At 58.2% G+C, this 20,245-nt stretch carries 13 protein-coding genes and 7 pseudogenes; 4 read left to right on the forward strand and 16 right to left on the reverse strand.

The features are described 5' to 3' along the window. On the reverse strand, positions 1-820 hold an 820-nt coding region (locus NKJ55_RS31660), incomplete at its 3' end, for a site-specific integrase (protein WP_352453316.1). 616 nt (positions 821-1,436) lie between these two features. Between NKJ55_RS31660 and NKJ55_RS31665 the strand changes: the two genes are divergently transcribed. Together NKJ55_RS31665 and NKJ55_RS31670 are read left to right on the forward strand one after the other, a co-directional pair. Continuing rightward, on the forward strand, positions 1,437-3,968 hold the full coding sequence (locus tag NKJ55_RS31665) for an HAD family hydrolase (protein ID WP_352453317.1): 2,532 nt from the start codon (positions 1,437-1,439) through the stop codon (positions 3,966-3,968). After that, positions 3,925-4,334: pseudogene (locus NKJ55_RS31670) on the forward strand (transposase); the annotation flags it as partial. The gene NKJ55_RS31665 and the pseudogene NKJ55_RS31670, both read left to right, overlap by 44 nt. A 308-nt stretch (positions 4,335-4,642) precedes the next feature. Here NKJ55_RS31670 and NKJ55_RS31675 read toward each other — a convergent pair. The 3 genes and pseudogenes from NKJ55_RS31675 to NKJ55_RS31685 all read right to left on the reverse strand — a co-directional run. Then, positions 4,643-4,827, reverse strand: a pseudogene (locus tag NKJ55_RS31675) (transposase); the annotation flags it as partial. Positions 4,828-4,963: 136 nt separating this feature from the next. Next, a complete protein-coding gene (locus NKJ55_RS31680; RefSeq protein ID WP_352453318.1) occupies positions 4,964-5,452 on the reverse strand; it encodes a hypothetical protein in 489 nt (162 codons plus the stop codon). A gap of 14 nt (positions 5,453-5,466) precedes the next feature. Then, entirely contained in the window at positions 5,467-6,909 is a 1,443-nt protein-coding gene (locus NKJ55_RS31685) for a GMC oxidoreductase (RefSeq protein ID WP_352453319.1), read from the reverse strand. 348 nt (positions 6,910-7,257) lie between these two features. Here NKJ55_RS31685 and NKJ55_RS31690 point away from each other — a divergent pair. Continuing rightward, positions 7,258-7,679 (forward strand): annotated as a pseudogene (locus NKJ55_RS31690) (IS6 family transposase); the annotation flags it as partial. A 42-nt stretch (positions 7,680-7,721) separates the two neighbouring features. On the opposite strand, the pseudogene NKJ55_RS31695 reads toward NKJ55_RS31690, so the two are convergent. Both NKJ55_RS31695 and NKJ55_RS31700 read right to left on the reverse strand, forming a co-directional pair. Further along, a pseudogene (locus tag NKJ55_RS31695) lies at positions 7,722-7,939 on the reverse strand (phosphoenolpyruvate hydrolase family protein); the annotation flags it as partial. Positions 7,940-8,017: 78 nt separating this feature from the next. Then, a complete protein-coding gene (locus tag NKJ55_RS31700; protein ID WP_352453336.1) occupies positions 8,018-8,479 on the reverse strand; it encodes an ATP-binding cassette domain-containing protein in 462 nt (153 codons plus the stop codon). Positions 8,480-8,862: 383 nt separating this feature from the next. Here NKJ55_RS31700 and NKJ55_RS31710 point away from each other — a divergent pair. Beyond that, positions 8,863-8,994, forward strand: a pseudogene (locus NKJ55_RS31710) (hypothetical protein); the annotation flags it as partial. Between the two features lie 20 nt (positions 8,995-9,014). On the opposite strand, the gene NKJ55_RS31715 reads toward NKJ55_RS31710, so the two are convergent. From NKJ55_RS31715 to NKJ55_RS31755, 10 genes and pseudogenes are all read right to left on the reverse strand, one after another. Then, entirely contained in the window at positions 9,015-9,503 is a 489-nt protein-coding gene (locus NKJ55_RS31715; protein WP_352453320.1) for a M14 family metallopeptidase, read from the reverse strand. A gap of 174 nt (positions 9,504-9,677) precedes the next feature. Then, the gene (locus tag NKJ55_RS31720) at positions 9,678-11,081 is read right to left on the reverse strand and encodes a CapA family protein (protein ID WP_352453321.1); all 1,404 of its coding nucleotides are present in this window, start codon (positions 11,079-11,081) and stop codon (positions 9,678-9,680) included. A 7-nt stretch (positions 11,082-11,088) separates the two neighbouring features. Further along, complete coding sequence (locus NKJ55_RS31725) at positions 11,089-12,144, reverse strand: ABC transporter ATP-binding protein (protein ID WP_352453322.1); 1,056 nt, start codon at positions 12,142-12,144, stop codon at positions 11,089-11,091. Then, positions 12,141-13,148 carry an ABC transporter ATP-binding protein gene (locus NKJ55_RS31730; RefSeq protein WP_352453337.1) on the reverse strand — a complete coding sequence of 336 codons (1,008 nt, stop codon included), beginning with the start codon at positions 13,146-13,148 and terminating at the stop codon, positions 12,141-12,143. The genes NKJ55_RS31725 and NKJ55_RS31730 overlap by 4 nt, the downstream gene beginning before the upstream one ends. A gap of 1 nt (position 13,149) precedes the next feature. Next, entirely contained in the window at positions 13,150-14,031 is an 882-nt protein-coding gene (locus NKJ55_RS31735) for an ABC transporter permease (RefSeq protein ID WP_352453323.1), read from the reverse strand. Between the two features lies 1 nt (position 14,032). Next, on the reverse strand, positions 14,033-14,974 hold the full coding sequence (locus NKJ55_RS31740; RefSeq protein WP_352453324.1) for an ABC transporter permease: 942 nt from the start codon (positions 14,972-14,974) through the stop codon (positions 14,033-14,035). 8 nt (positions 14,975-14,982) lie between these two features. Further along, positions 14,983-16,581: an ABC transporter substrate-binding protein gene (locus NKJ55_RS31745; RefSeq protein WP_352453325.1), complete on the reverse strand. Its 1,599-nt coding sequence runs from the start codon at positions 16,579-16,581 to the stop codon at positions 14,983-14,985. A 1,164-nt stretch (positions 16,582-17,745) separates the two neighbouring features. Next, a pseudogene (locus NKJ55_RS35705) lies at positions 17,746-17,901 on the reverse strand (IS6 family transposase); the annotation flags it as partial. 2 nt (positions 17,902-17,903) lie between these two features. After that, positions 17,904-18,144 (reverse strand): annotated as a pseudogene (locus NKJ55_RS31750) (IS66 family transposase); the annotation flags it as partial. A 524-nt stretch (positions 18,145-18,668) separates the two neighbouring features. Next, positions 18,669-19,613 (reverse strand): arginase family protein, encoded by a 945-nt coding sequence (locus NKJ55_RS31755; RefSeq protein WP_352453326.1) that lies wholly within the window; start codon positions 19,611-19,613, stop codon positions 18,669-18,671. Positions 19,614-20,245 lie beyond the last annotated feature (632 nt).

The raw sequence follows: 20,245 nt of genomic DNA on the forward strand, positions 1-20,245 counted from the left end.
ACCACAGCGCGGATGAAATGGATAGTAAATCCACCCTTCTTCGGGATGTTGGCGGGCAGTATGTCGTTGTTTTGAGCAGCACCTGGATAATGCGAATGTCGGTGCCGTTCTCCAGCAAATGCGTGGCGAAGCTGTGCCTGAGCGTGTGGACCGTCACACGCTTGTCGATGCCGGCGGCCGCACGCGCCGAGCGGCAGGCTGAATACAGCACCTGCACGTCGATGGGGCGATTTGCATCCCGGCCTGGAAACAGCCAGCCCTGCGGCTTCGCCAGTCGCCAGTAGACCCGCAGGATGCGCAGAAGCTGCGCCGACAGCATCACGGTGCGATCCTTGCCGCCCTTGCCGTGCTCGACCCGGATGACGCCGCGTTCGCTATCGATGTCGCCGACCTTCAGCCCGACGGTCTCAGAAGCGCGAAGGCCCGCGGCATAGGCCGTCGTCAAGGCGGTGCGCGTCTTCAGGCTCGGCACCGCCTCGAGAAAGCGGACAACCTCGTCGGCGCTGAGGACCACCGGCAGCGTGCGTGGAGCGCGGGCATAGGCGATCCGCTCAGGGATCTCGGCATGACCCAACGTCACGCCATAAAAGAACCGCAGTGCGCACACCGTCTGGTTCAGCGCCGGCCACGAGATTCCGGTAGAGACCAGATGCACCTGGAAGGCGCGAACGTCCTCCAGGTCAAGCCGGTCCGGGGATCGGCCACAGTAGCGGGAGAACTTCGCTACCGCGTGCACGCAGCATCGTTGCGTGGCCGGCGACAGATTGCGGATCGTCATGTCCTCGATCATGCGCCGGCGAAGCGGGCTCAACTCGGCCATCTCATTGCTCCTGTTCTCAAGGTTGCGCTTCAACAGCAGCAATCCTTCAAAACAGAAGCGTCATCCGCAAACCGGTGCACCAAGTGCCACGTCAGCGGCTTCGTTCAATCCTCGAACGCTCCCAGAATAACACTCTGCCAAAGTAGTGCTGACATGGGTTAACACTTCTTTATCAAAACATCACAAAGGCCAGCGCGCCAAACGCAGTTGTTCTCAACATAATCAACCACTTGGTAGAACCGTCGCACCCCCCCCGCCGCGTTGACGGGACCTAGATAAATGATACTCTCGAGCGACTTTATGAGGAGGCTCGCACTCCAACCAACTACTGAATGTATTTCGCAGTTAACCGCATTGTTTTTGCGAGAGCATGGATAAACAATGAGATATGGATTGTGGCAGTAGGAGAGCGGGGTTTGCTACGCGACTTTGGCCGAACCCAAGCTCTCGGCCAGTTCGGGACATCTCTTTTTAAATGTCGGCTCCTTCGAAGCTCCGTGGCGCAAGCGGTAGCCGCTGACGTCAAGCCTTTGCCGATGCTGAGGTGCTAGACCCGAGGTTGACGACCGTGAGAAGTTCTGATCCAGAACGATTGGATTGCACAAAGGAAAGATATATGCAGCTTATACTGAAGCGCTTGGCCGCCAAGATAAAAGAAGCCGATGTTAATCAGAAGTCTCACGACGAAACCCATATTGACGATGTTGTGAATCCTGACCTGAGCAATACCCATGACGCTCACCATAAGGCAACACTCCAAATTCAAGCCAATGACATCCCCACCATTCTAGACAACTTTGGGGGACTCGTGAAGGTACTCTCACTTGACTGTTTCGATACATTGCTGTGGCGCAAGACAGCGACACCTGAGGACGTTTTTGCCATGCTCGCCGACAATCCCATCGCGCGACGGTTAGGGATAGCTCCTCACCAACGCGTCAGCGCTGCTGAGCGTGCCTATCAAGCGAAGCCTTTGGAGAACGGATCTGGTGAGATCGATATCAGCGATATTTATCGGCGTTTTACATCCCTTTCTGGTGAGGAACGGGAGCTATTGGCCGAGGCGGAAATCCGAACCGAAATGGATGTTTGCTTTGCATTCTCACCGTTCGTAAAGCTGATTAGGCTGGCTCACACCCGCGGAATCAAGGTTATCATCGTGAGCGACACGTATTTGCGCGAACACGAGTTGAAGCGCCTCTTGGCTCGGCATTTGCCTGCAGACGTTATGGAAGCAATCAGCAAGATTTACTGCTCTGTGGATTATGGGACGTCGAAGAGCCACGCCCTCTTTCAGATTGTAGCCAAAGAGTGCGGAGTGCCCGCAGCGCAACTACTTCATATCGGAGATAATGATGTGGCCGATGTCCAAGCTCCCCAGAAATTCGGTGTACGTGCGCTGCATTTTCTGCCGTTTGATCATGAGGTCGCTGACCTCTTGCGCCTACAGGACGCGGCTTCTTCGTTGATTGTACTCGACCAGGCGGCGCCTGAAGCAGTTATTCTGCCACGGTATAGTCCGTTTCGACCGGTCTTTGCCGCTGCAAACCTGGCGCCGTACGCGCCTGAGACGATGATCGGCTATATGTCGTTTGGCCCGGTGCTATACGCCTATGCTCGCTTTCTTATGGACGAGGTGGAGGCATTGCGACAGCAAGGCAAGCGGGTAAAAGTATTCTTCCTATTGCGTGATGCTTATCTTCTTTCCGTTGCATGCGAAGCCTATGCGGGCAAGCCAGTCGGCAAACTGGTACGACTCCGCAAATTTCTTGCTGTTGCGGCCTCTTTCAAAACCCGCGCCGATGTCGATCATTATATTGGCGGGATCTACCCCGAAGTGGTTGACGACTTTGATGCCACTGCAAAACAGCTTTTGCTTCCGCCGGAAGTGACTGAACTGTTAATACAGATTGCCCATAAATCTGCCGATCCGCGAACGGCATTCCATCAAGTGCTGCGCGACGACGATGTGTTGGAGTTGATATTTAAGAACTCACATGCTTTGCGTGTCCGCTTAATGCGCTATATCTCAAAGGAAATGGATCTTGAGGAAGGCGATACCATTATTTTGGCGGACATAGCCTATTACGGCAAGACACAAGAATATTTGATTCGGACCTTCAAGGAAGACCTTAACGTAGACATACTAGGTCGCTATTTGGTCGCCTCCGACGAACCCTACCGACCGGCGAACGGAAAATCACTTATTACCACACCTCATTGGGAATATGATTTGTTTGAGCAGTGCTGTATATTGAAGGAAGGAATGGTTGTTGACTATGACTTGGACGGCGATCCAGTTCTTGGTGAGATCAAACTTAGTGAGAGGCAGTACGAGAAAGTTTCCAAAGTTCAAAAGGAATGCTTGCGGTTCATTAATGATGCGACGTCGTTTTTTACGGAGTCTGGCGTGACGCACGACTATCCCATTTTGCAAAGGGCCGCCCATGCGGCTCTTTTTCGTCATGCCTACATGCCTAATGAAGCGGAGCTGGAATTTTTCGAGGGGTTCCAGAACGACAAGTTTATGGGTCCAGATCGGACTAAGACGCTCTATGATCCAGACAGCGGTTGGAAGAATGTGAGGTGTCTTCCCTCACCTTATCGACTGGGTTCGTATGAAACGCGCTGCTTGGGGCTCGACTTCGTATTCAGCCGTCTGCTTCAAAGAAGATTCCAACTTGATCTGAGGCCAGAAGATATGAATGTGCGTTTTTCGCCTCTGAAGGTCTTGGTAGAAAGCATAGACGAGCCGAAGGTCTTCTCGCTTAGAGCAAGCCATTTACATGATGGTTATTTCTCCATCATGCTGCCACATGTAAGCGGCGCAAGACTGAAGTTGCTTCTGGGGGAACACTATGAATGGTTGCAATTGGAGAGTATAAAGCTTTCGAGCAATGGGACGAGCGTGTATAAGGATGTTTTGAGCTCTCTCGACCTGGAGGAAATAAACCGGGATGGAGAGATTTATCGATGTCTGTCACTAGCAAGTGCCGCGACCATACGTCCGGTTGATTTGCGACAGCTCAAAGCGGCTCATTATTATCATGTGATCTTTCGCCCATTGGTTTCTAGGGTATCTGATCAACCCGTGAGACCGGGCGCGCATCAAGGGGCTGCTATTTGCGCAAGGGATAACCGGCTATGATCCGCTGCGACGTGGCGCGAGCGGCTTGCCGATTTCGGGACTGGACATGGCCGTGTGCTGGGCAGGCAGCTCAAGGCGCAGCTCATTCGCGAGCTCGATGGGCTCGAGTTGCCGCTCGACCAATTGGCCCCGAGAGTGCCGCCATCTTGTATACGGAAGGGCTGTTCCGAAAGTTCGACAACCGAAGGCAGGTTGCAGGCTATGCCGAGCTTGCGCCGATGCCTTGGGGGAGCAGAGAATGACCGCGAGCAAGGCGTCTCAAAGCAAAATAACGATCGTCGCGCTCGCACGAAAGTTGCTCGTCGCTCTCTGGAATGTGCGACCGCAGGGGTGGTCAGCGAGAGCGCCGTCATGAAGACCGCCTAAGGCGACCAACCTACATACCTGTCCGGAGGGCCAATCAGCCCCGCGGATGCAGGGAGACAACCGAATCCGCCGCTGGTCTGAACTACCGACACGAACAATGTCTCGTCGTCCTGAGCCCTTGCCCGCCGAAAGCGGGATATTGGTGCATCCGTCCCGGACGGCGACCGCATGTGAGTTGGACCAGGCACGGAAATACGAAATACGTCGCGCCGCGTCAACGCAGTTGGGCTCAAACCCTGGTAGCTCCGCCAACAGAAAGGAAGAATTATGCGCCTTTGGTATCACTTGACCTGAACACGTCCATGTGAGCGGCGGATGAACTCATGGGCATCGAGCGCCATGACCTTCGTCGTGGACGCCATGAGGATAATCCGCCAGCGGAACGCGACGAGATCGCGGCCATGTTGATGAGCCGGGAGTTGGTGATGGCGACGCGGCGGGTGTAGCGGCCGAGATAGGCCAGCACCTGTTGCAGCCCGCCGAAGGGTGGCTTGGGGTTTCGTTCCGACCGTCGGCGGTACGAGGAGATGATCCGCGCCTACACAGAAACCAGTAATTGAATTGGCCGACAAGCAGTTGGACGAGATGCAACTGAGGCTCTGATCCTCCAATCAATGTCCTAGAATCCTTTATAACAGCGTATGGCGGTAAAACCCCCGGCCATGCTGGGAATTATTGGCTGTTTCGATATTGGCGAACGGGTTTGCGCATGGTTGCGGGCCTGTGAAACGGATCGGATCGCCTGGTGATTGACGCCAGGTGTAGTCGGTCAAAAGATGGAAGTCCGCGAGCAGCCAGCGCTCGAAATGCTCCAGCCGCTGCGCACGGTTGCCGGGTAGGATAGGACGGGCAGCGGATGCAAGCCTAAGCTTCTCCAGAAGCGCGGAAACGGCCGCTAAGTTTTCGGTCGGAAAGGTCATCGGACGCTGAGCACGGAACTCCTGGGTGAACAACCGGAGTTCGTTCTCAGCGATGTTCAGGGGCCCAAGATGGCGCTCAAGTACCATGCAGACCAGTTCCTCCTGGGCGAAGGAGCGCACCGAAGCGTAAGCGAGACCGATAGAGGTCACACCGCCTCCCAAAAGCCCAAGGACGACGCGTCTCGAAACCGTGATCATGCCGGAATTCCTCCTCACGCGATGCGGCTCGCCGCCCTGAGAGAGAGGGCGGCAGCAGTCAGGCTGGGATTGACGCACGAACAGCTCGGAAAGGTGCTGGTACCCACGACGACGAGATTCCTAAGTTTATGATGGATCATATCCCGGTCGACGACAGAATCCGTGGCATCCCCGCCCATTCGCAGCGTCCCTTGAACGTGCGCTTCGGTAGCACGTTGCCCTCGGTCGAATATCTCCTGCACCGGCAGTGGCCAAAGCAGCTCACCGAGCCGCTGCTTGGCCTGCACCATGCCCTCCACGGCATAATCCGAAGGCCCCGCGTAAACGACGCGGGCGTTCTCGTTCTCGTCGAGGGTGATATGGTTCTCCGGCTTCAGGAGATCTTCAGTCACGACGTTCAGCGGCAGGGTGTGCCGGAGCCGTCCCCGTTCGGGACGCATCCCGAACAACCAGCGGTTCTCGAAATAGACAAGTGCGGCAGCGTGGTCCGACCGGTGTGGTCCGTCGTACAGCCCGAAATTCAGTCCGGTTGTGATCGTCGAGCCGTCGAAATTGTCGATGCTGTCGAGATAGGCCTCGAAACTCCAACCAAAGGATTCGTGCAATCCACGTCCTACGCAATCGCCGTCGAGACCCGATCGCAGCATTATCGCCGGACTCTGAATGGCGTTCGCCCCCAGGACGAACAGATCCGCCGTGATCTGGAACTCCTTGTCATCATTCACGAATGTGGCCGACCGAACAGATCCGCCGGCGTACTCCAGCCGGCGCACCTCCGAATTGAGGCACACCGCAACATCGGGATGTTCGAAGAGATGCATGAAGCCGTTAAGCGCGGTGAATTTCGCATCGACTGGACACAGCGAGCACCGGAAGGATGCGCAGCAGGCGGAGCGCTGTTCCGTCGCGACGCGCGCGCGTGCAGTCGGCATAACGAAATGCTGGCCGGGCTGCGCCGCTTTCATCATCCGGTCCGGCGCCGACATGCAATGAGGCGGCTGAGGGAAAGGCCTGGAACGCGGCATGACCGCGGCCATGTCGGGATCCCCGGAAATCGACATGATCGCCTCGGCCGTGCAATAAAAAGGCTCCAGATCGTCATAGCTGAGCGGCCAATCGAGACCGATACCGTAGAGGCTTTTCAGCCTAAAATCGTTTGGATGAAAGCGCGGCGTCTGCGCAAACCAGCAGTTCGTTCCGCCGCCCAGGCCAATGGTGTAGACCCACGGCTTGCTGGAGTTGCTGGAATAGGTGCTGGCGTCCTGGACGTTGCTGTTTGAGCCGTGCTCAAGTTGCCAATCATGCGTGTTGTGGCGCCCCCATTCCAGGACGAGAATGCGCGCTTTTCTTCTCCTGGAGAACTCGTGCAAGAAAAAGGCTGAACCAAAGCCGGAGCCGATCACGACTAGATCAAAGTGCTCGTCGGCAATCTGTTGAGCTCGGGTCTCAAGTACCATGTATGACCTCTTCGGTCGCTGTAGCTGATGCCGATGACTTTGCGATCGGCTACCTGCAGGTCAGCAAGACAATTTCAATGTTGCTTCCCACTCTTGCGCACGCAAAATGAGTTTGCCACTACCACTTTGGGTAGTTAGGCAACACTTTTGAACTTGGAATACCTCCCGGCGACTGCGCGATGGAACTGGGCTGTCGATTGTCGTCGCTTTAGTTGCACCTAAATCAAGAGAGATCGACCATTTTAGCGGCGCAGTTATCGAATGGGTTCTGTTGCAACCTTTTGATTAGCAGCGCTGTGGCAAGGAACCTTCGATCGTTTCGGAAGGTTACAATGTTCAAAGGCCGTCGTGATCCTGCTTTGCGCGCGCTGTACCTGGCCTACAATCTGAGCCGGCGCGATCTTGAGGAGATGATGGCCGAGCGCATTACGGTCGATCACACGTCCATCCACCACTGACGTTCGTTTCCAGCCCTTGTTGCTCGAGCGCTTCAACCGGCGCAAGCGTAGTGTGACCGGCAAATGGCATGTCGACGAGACCTACATCAAAGTCGGCGGCCAGTGGCGCCATGGACAATGTCGGTGACACAGTCGAGTTTTGGTTCAGCTAGGAGCGCGACCTGCCGGCGGCCAGGGGCTTCTTCACAAAGGCGCTGGAGCGTCATGGCCGACCGGATCGCGTCGTCAATCGACGGGAGCCAGACCAACCACGAGCCGATCGTTTCCTGCGACACCATAATCGCTCTTCGATCGCTCTTCGGTCGCCAGCCGCTCCATGCTGCTGGCGCCATAAAAGCCGTAGCATTCCGTTCATCGATCCAAGATATGGCTGGCGTCGCCAGGCATCGAGATGGGTCCGCCATGGCACAGAACGACCACATCCGGCCGCCGCGCTCGCGCCGCGTGCGCGATTCCGCCGACGTCCTGCACCGCAATCGTCAAGGGTCCGCCGCTTAGACTAGGGCACCGATCTTGCCGCCAGTGGTCAGGCCCATATGCGCAACAATGTCAGCGCCGGCATCGACCATCGCCTCGCAGAAATGCCGGACCACTGAGAGATTGTGCGCAATGAAGAGGAAGGGCAGCCCATGCTCGGCCTGCAGGTCCCGCTAGAGGTTCAGAATCCGGGCCTGAACGGAAACGTCCAGCGCCGAAACCGCTTCGTCCGCGATGACCAGCTCGGGGTTCATCGCCAGGGCGAGGGCGATGCCGATGCGCTGCCTTTGCCCGCCCGAAAGGGCATGCGGGTAGTGCTGGATATATTCGGCGCTGAGACCGACCCGCGACAACAAGCCCGCGACCCGGTCGCGTATCCGACGCCGCGACAGCTCGCGGGCGACAACCGCCGGAATTGTGCATGGCTGTTGAGCGCAGACTCGACTTCTCTGGATGAGCAGACCGAGTGGTTCCTTCACCATCTCCACGAAAATGCGCCGGAGCTTTCGATCGCGGGCGACCTCGCCCGCCTTTTTGCTCCAGCGACACGCAGCGACGATGATGCCGGCCTCGAGCAATGGATCGCCGATGCCACGGACAGTGAGCTGACCTCCCTTGCAGCAGGCATCCGCCATGACATTGAGGCTGTTCGGGCGGCATTCAGCACCGAGCCCTGGAGCACGAGCCCGGTCGAAGGTCGAAGGCCAGATCAACCACCTCAAAAAGCGCCAGATGTACGGGCGCGCCGCCTATCCACTCCTCCGGAGCCGACTGCTGGCAGCCGCTTGACGCTACCGGACAAAGGGACACCCGAAAAAAGTAGTCCCTGCACCAAATATGCGGCAGAACCTACTGTCGCGGGTTGCGCAGCATTATTGCATCCTGGAGGGGGGCGTGCCCACCATGAGAGCCCTGCGCATGCGCCCCTGGGAAGGTCATTGGGTAGGCGCGACGCTTTTCGTTAATCCGTAATCCGAAGCAGTTCCACAAAGCTGGAGCTATCGCGGTCTATCCGCGCATCGGGCACGAGGACGCCGCCCCAAAGGTGATGCCGCTCGGTGCCGATGTCCTCTATGCACCAAATGCAGCTGAGATGTTTCCGGAAGGCCTCGCCACCACCGTTTTCGTAATGCGTGGTAAGCGAAGGCCTGTGCGGCGCGTTCCGCGCGGTCAGTTCGACGGCGGGGGCACCGTGGTGGTGAAGCTCTTTTTCCGTGGGAAATCCCATTTTGGTCCGAAGCTGTGCAGATCGAACACAGTCTCCGCCATTGGCAACAATAGGCGCGAAATCGCATCCGCGACGCGTTCAGTTACCGATCCGTCGGCGCGGCCCGGAAACACTCGATTGAGATTGAACCCATCGACCGGCGTATTCCGGCTCCCCGCCTGCACAGCCGGTGGATTGAGCACCGGTACGACGATAGCTCTTCCACAATGCGTTAGGGGCAGCCACTCAATAAGCCTTCGCGCAACAATCGGCCCCTCCAATTCATCGCCATGACATCCGCCCGTGATAAGGAGGCGCGATCCCTCCCCTTTGTTGAGGCTGAAGACCGGGAGCGAAAGAGCTTCGCAATCGGCGCCTTTTGGGACAATAAGATGCCCTTTGCTCGTGCCGGGCTTGTCGAGATCGAATGTAAGATGTGGTTCTTCGCCCATTGTTTAACTTCATTGATGTGGATATTGCGAGACTGGCGTCAGAATGTTCCGTGCAATTTAGCGCAGAGATAGATAACTGCTCAGTGATGCTGGGTCACCAGGATGCCGCAAATCACGGGTCGAAAGTGCGTCGCGACTTTCGGGGATAAGGAAGCCAATTCGCCTTTGAGCGCCTCATAGTGATGAGCCGGGCTTCAGCCTTATCACTCCAACGTCGTTCTCAATGGCGATTTGGGTCCCAAATGGCTCCGACAGGTTCTGTAGACGTTCCAGAATGGCTTTTGCTTGCGGCCCGGTGATCAGCCGGGGGATGCCACGGTTGGCAAACCTCTTAGCGAAGCCGAGCTCGATTGGATATAGCCGCAGTTCGGCAAGCCGGTTCTGCTCAAATCGGCTGACGGCGATGACGCTCTCGTAGAAGATGGGTGAGGCGAGCGCCCCCACAAAGCCGTCTGCCGTGGGATATCCTTTCGTCTCTTCATCGACCGTCACCTCGGCATCCGTGACGGTTCGTGGGTCCTTGCCGTAGAGGGCGAACATGTCAGCACCCACGGGCGTCCGCAGGTCGTCGTAGAAGAAATTCCCAAGGCTATAGAGGATCGGGCGGCCTTTGTAGATCTCAATGCCTCGCAACTGGTGCGGCCCGTGTCCGACATATGCATCGGCTCCCACGTCGATCATTTTACGCGCAAAGGATTGCTCGTAGTCCGCCGGTTCCTGGCTCCAGTTTCCGGGCTCGTGACAATGGTTGGTGACGATGCAGAAGTCGGAGAACTGCTTGCCCCGGCGAACGTTTCGCAGAATATCGGCGAGGTCGCCTGCGTCGGGTTCATAGCTCCAACCGGCCTTGGCGCCCGCTTTGAACGTGACTCCGGCGAGCGCCACCCGGTTCGGGTCCCTATGGCCCGGATTATCGCCGGGCAGTATATCGCGCACTTGCCGCAAATTTTCGAGCATCGCAGGCGGGATTACAACGCTCTGCGCCAGACGAAGGGCGTAGAGTCCGGGTCTGCCCGGCGCTTCGCCGGCGGGATCGCACGCCCGGGACATTGGCGTGAAGGACGTAGTAAATGACACGAGCGCCACCCGTCCCCGCGCGGTCTCCAGAAAGCGGGCGGCGCCGGCTTCTGCAAGGCTCTCACCCGCACCCGCATGGATGATACCGCTTTCATCGAGGATACGGCCGGTCTCGCGCATCCCTTCAAGGCCCCAGTCAAGTGTATGGTTATTTGCACGCCCCATGATGTTGAAGCCCATTGCCTTCAGATCGGGTCCGACCTCTGGAAGGCTGATGTGATACGCACCGCCGTACTCGGCTTGTGGACTTCCCTTGAACGACCGGATATCGAAGAGGAGGGTTTCCATATTGCCGAAGGTGGCATCCGCATTGCGAAGGACCTCGACGACGTCGCCGAAGCCGGGATGCCGACCGCTCATTAGCGGCCGGGCCACGATGAGGTCGCCGACTGCGACCATTGTGAAGCCGTCCGCAACATTCGTTTCGATTGAACCGACCGTGTCGTAGCCATCACCCCGGCGAGCTGGATGGGAACCGGTATCGTGTGAATTTTCTTCCATTGCTTCCTCAATAGGTTGACTGCTTACTGACCGCATAACCTGTCGTGGCCGAGGCATTCGCCGCTTCAGCCAGCTGGTCCGGGATGCCTATAGCCGGAGCGCGCACATGACAGGCTACGACGCGCCCGTCCTCCATCGGCACCAAAGGCGGTACGTCGGTGCGGCACCGCTCCACCGCGAGCTGGCAGCGCGGGTGGAACGCGCACCCGCTCGGCGGGTTGATGGGGCTTGGCACCTCGCCCTCCACGGGCGCCTGCAGCCCAACCCGCGTCGGATCCGGCACCGGAGCTGCCGCGACTAGCGCCTCGGTGTAGGGATGGACTGGGTTGACGAACAGCGCCTCGCTCGGGGCGAGCTCGACGATGCGCCCCAGGTACATGACCGCTACGCGATGCGCGATATGCTCCACGACGCCGAGGTCATGCGAGATGAAGACGAATGCGATGCCCATCTGCTGCTGGACATCCAGAAGCAGGTTCAGAATCTGCGCCTGCACGGATACGTCAAGGGCTGACACCGCTTCGTCGGCGATCATGAGAGACGGGCTCAGCGACAAGGCGCGTGCAATGCCGAGCCGCTGGCGCTGACCGCCCGACAATTCCGACGGAAGCCTATGCATCATGTCGGGCGACATTCCGACTTTTCGGAGAAGCTCCGCAGCAAGCGCGTTACGCTGCTTCCGGCTGAGACGCTCAAAGTTCTCAACCGGTTCCGTAATGATTTGCCCGGCAGTTAGGCGTGGGTTCAGCGACGAGTAGGGATCCTGAAAGACCATCTGCATCCTATGGCGCCACGCGCGAAGCGAGTCCTTCTTGAAGCCCGCAATATCGGTGCCGTCGATCAGCACGCGCCCCCTAGTCGGCTGCACGAGCCGCATCAGGAGCCGCGCCACGGTGGACTTGCCGCAGCCGGATTCACCGACGATGCACAGCGTCTCGCCCGCTTCGACGGAAAAGGATACATCCTCCACCGCCCGGATAACCGAAATGCTTTTCTTGAAGATTCCCGAGCCAAGCGGATAGTGCTTGGTCAGATTCTCGACTTTCAGCAAAGGACCGTTCATGCGCCCATCACCTCTTCGGCGCGCCAGCAGGCCGCCGTGTGGCTTGACCCGACATCTCGCAGGACCGGCGTCTTTTCGCGACATATGTCGCTAGGGAACGGGCAGCGAGGCGCAAAGCTGCACCCGACAATGGGCTCGCGCAGACTTGGGACAATGCCGGGGATTTCCGGAAGGCGGTGCAGACGGCCTCGCCGCGGATCAGGCACCGATCGCATCAGGCCCTGGGTGTAGGGATGCGCCGGACGCGCGAACAGATCAGTAACGGTCGCTTGTTCTACGATACGGCCGGCATACATCACGATTACGCGTTGGCATGTCTCGGCTACAACGCCCAGATCATGTGTGATAAACATGACGGCCGTTCCCGTGCGATCTTTCAGATCGATGATGAGCCGCAGGATCTGCGCCTGGATAGTGACGTCAAGCGCAGTCGTTGGCTCGTCGGCGATCAACAGCTCCGGCGAGCAGGCCAGGGCCATGGCGATCATGGCGCGCTGGCGCATCCCGCCCGACATTTCGTGAGGATAGTTGTTGACCCGCCGCTCGGGATCCGCGATGCGGACGAGACGCAGCATCTCTTCAGCCTTTGCAATGGCAACGGACCGCGAGGCCTTGGTGTGGATCTGAACCGCTTCGGCGATCTGGTGGCCGACCGTATAGACTGGGTTCAAGCTCGTCATCGGCTCCTGGAAGATCATGGCGATCTGGTCGCCGCGGATCCTTCGCATCTCTCGATCGGATAGCTCAAGAAGGTCGCGTCCGTGAAAGCGGACCTCGCCCCCCACCGTCCTGGCGGACAGCTTCGGCAGCAGGCGAAGGATGGAGAGGGCAGTGACGCTCTTCCCGCATCCGGATTCGCCGACGACGCCGAGCGTCTCGCCTTTTTTAACCTGGAAGCTGATGCCGCCCAAGGCGCGAGTAACGCTTTCTTCGCCGTAAAAGTGCGTCTCAAGATCGCGAACGTCGAGAAGCACGTCGTTGCCTGCTGTTTGATGCATATGCATGTTAGCGCCTCCGCTTCGCGCGGGGGTCGAACAAGTCGCGCAGGCCATCGCCGAGTAGGTTGACGGCAAGGACGGTGACGGAAAGGCAGATACCAGGGGCGAAGATCGTCAGCGGCGCGATGGCAAGATACAGCCGCGAGCTGGCGATCATGTTGCCCCAGCTTGGAATCTCGGGCGGCACGCCCACGCCGAGGAAGCTCAGCCCCGCCTCGGTCATGATCGCGCTGGCGCAGACGGTAGCGCACTGGACCATCAGCGGCGGAATGGTGCTCGGCAGGATGTGCCGCCATAGCACCCTCGGCACGCGCGCACCGCCGCAGAGCGCGGCCTCCACATAGGGACGCTCGCGAACACTCAGAACAACCGAACGAACCAGCCGCGCGACGGCTGGCGTTTCGGGTATCGCGATTGCGACGATGAGGATGCCGATTCCGGCGCCTGTCAGAGAAAGGAGGGCAATCGCTAGCAGAATCGTCGGGATCGACATCAGGCCATCCATGACCCGCATAACGGCATTGTCGAAGCTGCGGCTGTAGCCAGCGATGACACCGATCAGAGCCCCGGCAAGTGCCGCGCATGCCGCCGACATCAATCCCACCATGAGGGAGATCCGGGCGCCGAAGATCGTTCGCGCAAACACGTCCCGGCCCAGATTGTCGCTCCCGAACCACATCTCGGTGGAAGGCGGCTGCAGGCGCTTGAACGGATCCATGTCCACCGGATCGCTGGCGTAAAGCGGGGCGGCAAGCGCCAGAATGATCAGGAGCGCCACCAGGCCGCCGCCGACCAGGACCAGCGGGTGTCGCTTTGCCAGACGGGGAAGATCGGATAGCTGCAGCCGAGCCATCGGCACGGCTTCAACTGGTGCGGAGAGGAGCGTCATATCAGTACCGGATCCGGGGATCGATCAGCGTGTAGGCCAGATCGACCGTGAGGTTGATAAGGACGTACAGACCCGAAGTCAGGATGAGCACGCTCTGGATTATGGGATAGTCGCGATTGTTGATCGCATCGACGACCAGACGACCGATACCGGCGATGTTGAACACGGTTTCCGTGAGGACAACCCCACCGATCAGATAGGCGAAGCTTATGCCGATCGCGGTCAGGATGGGGACGCCGGCATTCTTCAGAGCATGGTGGAAAAGCATGGCATAGGACGAAGCACCCTTCGCAACGGCCGTTCGCATGTAGTCTTCCGACAGGACCTCGAGCATGCTCGCCCTCGTAACCCGGGCGATGAACGCGATGTAGCCAAGACTTAGCGCCAGTGTGGGCAGGACCAGGTGCACAAACCAAGGCCCGAGGCCACCATCGATCGGCACATATCCCTGGACCGGTAGCCAGCATGCTTTGATAGCTAAGAAGTATATGAGAAAATAGCCGATTACAAAGACCGGCACGGAATACCCAAACGCCGACAAGGCCGCCAGGAGGCGATCGACGAGCCCGCCAGTTCGCCACGCGGCAAGGATGCCGAAGGAGAGCCCGACCGAAACCGAAAGGATCATCGTCAGGATCGACAGGGAAAGGGTCGGTTCAAGCCGCTGCGACATGAGCTCGAGAACCGGTCGTCCAGAAAAGATCGAGGTGCCGAAATCACCGCTGAGCATGTCGAGCACCCAACGTACGAATTGAACCGGCATAGGATCGTTCAGGCCCAGCTTTTCACGGATTCCGGCGATCATCTCTGGCGTCGCGTTGCGGCCAGCGATGATGTCCGCCGGGTCTCCGGGCGCCAACCTAAGAAGCAGAAATACGAAAATCCCGACCATCGCCATGACGGCGATGGTCGAGACTATCCTGCGGAGGAGATAGGCAGCCATCGTGGGTCTCAGCTCTTCTGCATGTTCCACATCGGGGTACAATCTGGCATGTTGATTAGGCCGGTGAGCGATTTGCGGTTCGCGGTCGGCGAGATAGCTTCACCCAGCAGAACGGTGCCTACAAAATTCCAGTGTACTTGTTGCATCTTGCGGGCCAGCGCTTTGCGCTCTGCCGTGTCGACATTCGCCCATTTGGCGCGAAGAGCCTCATACTCGTCGCTCTTCGGCCAGCCGTACCAACCGTTCTCGCCATTGGCGCTTAGAGTGGGGTTTCCGACCGGATCGGTGCGGGAGAAATCGGACTCGCTCGTGATGAAAATGCTCCAGCCGCCGTTCTCAACGGAGCCCTTGTTCGCGCGGCGGGCGATGAGCCCGCCCCAGTCGCTCGGAGCGAGCTCCGCATTCGCGCCAATTTTGCGTAGCGTGGCCGCTAAATATTGCGCCATATTGTTGGCCGCCGCCCAGTCCGTGGGATCAAGAATGACGATCTTTTCGCCAGCATATCCTGCCTCCTTCAAGAGTTGCTTAGTTTTTTCCGGATCGCCGCCCTTTTTGAACCATCCCGTATTTTCACGATTCGAATAGAATGTATCATTTCCAAAATACGAAGTGATGGTGCGGGAGTATTCCGGGGGGTACGTAGTGCGCATGACTGCCTCCTGATCGATCAGGCTAAGCATTGCTTGGCGTACCTTGACGTTGTCAAACGGCTTCTGCAGACAGTTCATCCGCATGAAAAATACCTGGTTCGACTTTGGGGTGCGGAGTTCGATGTTAGAATCGCTCTGGATGAGTGGGTAAAGATCGGGAGATGGCGATCCGATGTAGTCAACTTCACCTGCCTGCAACGCGGCGAAAGCAGTCTGCTGATTGCCGAATAAACCTATGTCCCAAATGACACGATCGACCTTGACCACCTTCCCGCCGGCCAAGCCATCTGAAGTTTCCGCACGCGGCACATATTTTTCGTTGCGGTCGTAGGTGAAATTCGCGCCCGGCTTCGCAAGGGCCCCATTGAACTTAAATGGTCCCGATCCGATATTCGAGGTCACCTGCTCGGTTGCGGGCCGATCTGCGTCTTTCTCGCGCATCATGAACGGGACTGGTCCAGCCACTTTCGCGAGCAGATCGAGCAGAGCCCCCAACGGTTCCTTGAGCGCGATGGTGAAGGTCTTGTCGTCCTTCTTCGAGATATCCTTGGTCCGCGAAATGATCAGTTGTCCGCCGGGATCCACCTGGCCCCACCGGCGAATAGACGCCACACAGTCCGCCGCAGTAACGGCGCTGCCGTCGTGCCAGCCCAAGCCATCCCGGAGCTCGAACGTATAGATCTTTTTGTCGTCGGAAACGCCCCACTTCCCCACCATTTGCGGCTGAGGCATATACTTGGAATCAGACGCAAACAGCGTGTCGTAAATCGCCAAGCCATGGGTGACAGTGTCGGTAGACGTCGTCAACATCGGATCGAAGACGCTGAGGTTACCAAGCACCATCCGGACCGTCCGGGAGTCGGCCGGTGCTGTTTGTGCCCGCCGGACTGATGGGAAGGATACCGCTGTTCCGGCGGCCAAGCCTACCTTAATGAGATCGCGTCGAGAGATTGTCATGTTTTATCCCCCTTTTGAGTCAATGATCCACGCCAACTTGGTAGTAACATCGAGTCGGCGGCAACTTTTCGCGGCCCAGCAGAATGAAACTTCCATTGTCATGGCCGCACACGTACTGCCGACTAGGCTCACCCGTCGGCAGTGCGTCTACCCGCTCACCCCGATCCGACAGGCCGCCCCCGCGTCTACCGCGGACCATCGCAGTGATACCTATTTCGGCAAATGTTCCGCTTTGACGTGATTGGTATCGAACGAAGGCAGCTCCTCCACAAGGATTCCTGCTGTGTCTTCCACTTTGCGTCAAATTCAGTTTGTGTATCGCTGTCATCTGGGGCCGAGATGGTGCTGGTAGCGCCTGACTTCCATGCCCAGCTTGACACAAAAGAAAGGACGAAAAGAAGCCTGATAGAGCTACCTCGCGATGAGGCCGCCGGTACTGCGCAAAGTTCGTGGGAAAGTACTTCACGCGCTTCCGGCCGGCCGAACGACCAGGCGCAGTCGAGCCATGCTCACGCGCCTTCTGACGCGGTTCCTTTCGATCAACAGCCCGATTTTGACGGCGATGGGCGTGAATTGCCACCTGCATCGCCTTGAACCCTTCTTCTCTGACTTCCCTTGGGGATATCCTAAAGTGCCTCATAGGCTTCCCAAACAGCATGTTTGGGAATTTCGAACGGCTTTCCGTTACCCAAAGGTTCCTCCCGCATGACGGTTGACCTTTCGATAAAGCCGGACATTTGCGCCTTCGCTCCAACGCCATTACCGCACCTTCTTCACTACTGCACGCAACTCTTTCCCTGTGCCCCGCATCCGTACTCGATCCTCATGGGGCTTCCACTTGGACGTCTCCCTTTGCATCGGGGCGACAGGTTCCCACGTTCCGCACAAGAGCCTGACGCAAGAGTCACGCCACTTTCATCCCGGATGCCCATCTATGCACTTTCGACACGTCTTCAGCGGTTCGCTCACGCTCGTCTCCTTGCTATCAAATCCGGCCTTTTCCACATCGCTCACCGCCATCGCTCTTTACGACACAGCTTGAGGTAGTTTGAAGCTGCTCCTTCAATCCGGCTCCGAGGGGCCAAGCGCTCATCTCCTGTGCAGCATGGCTGCTTGGGAAGTGCCTAAATCATAGCTCCTCCCCTTCGCGCGTTCGTGCGCACCTTTATCCACGTGCCAGACATCATCTTTCCTCGGCGACTTGCGGCCTTTGCCGCGCGTATAATCAGGGCCGTGCTTTCGGCACCATCGGCGGATGGTCTCGTAGGAAAAGACGATCCCGCGATCGAGCAGTATCTCCTCCACATTGCGCAGCCTCAGATGTTGATTGATAGGCGCAGCCGTTCGGAACGCTTGCCGTATTGCGCGCGCTCCAGCACCTTCACGATCGACGTGAGGTTGGCGATCCGCTCAGGCGCTTCTCTCGACGGCCGTCATCCGGGCGACCTCCGCCGTCGCTGCTGCAAGCTGAGCTTCGTTTGCAACCCGTTCGCTGGCCATCGCGAGCATCATCGCCTTCAGCGTATCGACGTCGTCCGGCAGGTCGGGAGCAGGCAAAACCATGCGGGAAGGAGAGCACAAAAACAGCCGCTTTCCCAACCATTGCAGTCACATGATTCATCTTGCCGCAGGCCTGATTCAGCCTGTCAACAACGGTCGGCGAACCCTGGCCGGCCGGATTTTCTTCGAATCGAGCCCAGTCAGGAGCGCCATCAGTTGCGAATGGTTGAGACGCATGGCGCGGCGCCGATATCACCGGCCAGCAGAAGCTGTGCTCTTCCAGGGTTTTCGAGTAAAGGCAGACTCCGCTGCCGTCCCACCCACACTATGCGAACACGGTCCGCTCGCTTCGAGCGGAACGCGTGAAGCGCTCCAGAGAACGTCGAGACCGCCATCCCTCACTAGAGCCATCAGCGATGCGGCTTCCTTGCGGAAGTCGACCGGCTGGCACGACACGTAAACGACAACACCCTGAGGCGATCATGCCTTGCGCACCGCAAGCACCTCTGAGCAGGTGCCGCCCGATTTGCTCACGCGGCCGAGTCTTCGCCTCGGCGGATTCGTCGATCCCCCTAAGCCGCCTCGCGTTAGCCGGTGGCCTTGCGATTAGCCCGGGCCTCGGCGAGCAGGCACAAAATTTCGTAGGCCACATTGACGGTAGAGATGGCAGTGTGGCCGGTCGGGTCGAGTAGCGGCAGCAGCTCGACGACGTCTGCGCCGATAACGTCGACGCCACGTAGTCCGCGCATGATTACCTGTACGTCCCGCACGCTAAGCTCCCCCGGAGCGGGCGCTTGGGTACCTTGGACGTAAGCGATGTCGAGTGCGTCGATATCGAAGCTGAGGAAGGTCGGTTGCTCGCCGACCACCTCACGGATGCGAGTGATCACGCCCTGGCGGCCGAGCGCGGCACAATCGTCGTCGGTCAAAACGGTGACTCCCTGCGTCCGGGCCCAATCCAAGCATTCGATACTGCGCATTACGCGTATACCGATCATGATGTAGCGCTTAGGGTCAACCAGTCCCTCCTCGATGGCTCGTCGGAATCCGGTGGCGCAGTTGATACGGCTGCCGCCAACCTCGTCTTCCGTATCGGGGTGGGCGTCGAAATGAATCATTCCAAAGGGCACCTTTGCTCCTGCCTGAGCCATGCCCCGCATGATCAACAACGTGATGGTATGGTCGCCGCCGATCCCCAGGGGCGCGGCCCCGGCTGCAGCGATACGCGCGAAGAAGTCGGAGATGCCTCGAATCGATTGCTCCCAGTTCATGACATCGACCGGGGCGTCCCCAACATCCGCGATATGGCACCAGGTGAAAGGCGCGCGGCCAGTGAGCGCGTGAGCCCGCCAATTTCCGGAGAAGGTGCGCGCTTGGTCCGGACCAAATCGTTGGCCGATCCTGCTGCCGAATGTGCCTTGGTCGAAGGGTACGCCCGCTATGGCGATATCCAAGCCCTCTGGTCCGGGCCGCTTCTCCGCGTTCAACAGCCCGTACTGGCTGGAGAACTGTCCGACGATGCGTTCATTCATTGTTTTTCCTCCTGTTTGCACCTAGAGCTGACGAGTATGGCGACGCGGCTTCGTATTTCCACGACAGCACCTAGCAGTGAATTATGTAATAGATGGCATTAATGGAACTATATGTGGATTAAACCCGACCGCTTCGTCCATTGTAGTTTCTATATGGTCATCATCTGGCTTCGAGATGGTGCCGTAAGTGCAACGGGACGTGGTTGGAATTGCCCTTAACTAGGATGCATACGAAGCCGGCCTAACATGCCTCGGCGGATCGACACCGCTGTCTCTTTCATCGATAGGTCCAGCCCGATAGAGTCGTCCTGTTCTCCATTCGATGAGTGAGGCCCGTTCTTCCATCTTATCGGAGAACTGCCACCCGCCACTCGGGTTGCGAAGTGTATTATCTTCTTCGACCCACCATAGCGACATGCTCAGCCATGATCCCGCCCAGCACACTGCCGAAACGATTTGGGCTGGCGCAATTTGGCGAGAGCCTGTCCTGGATTACACGATACCAACGAGCGCCAGACTGGCATGCACTGCTTTATGTGGCATCCCTCACGCAGAGCTTCGACAGGATTATAATCGATGACAGCCGTTCCAGAAGGTGATCGAGGAACCGGTCGATAAATGCGAGCGCGATG

It is taken from the genome of Mesorhizobium sp. M0106 (genome assembly GCF_040322715.1).
Taxonomy (GTDB): Bacteria; Pseudomonadota; Alphaproteobacteria; order Rhizobiales; family Rhizobiaceae; genus Mesorhizobium.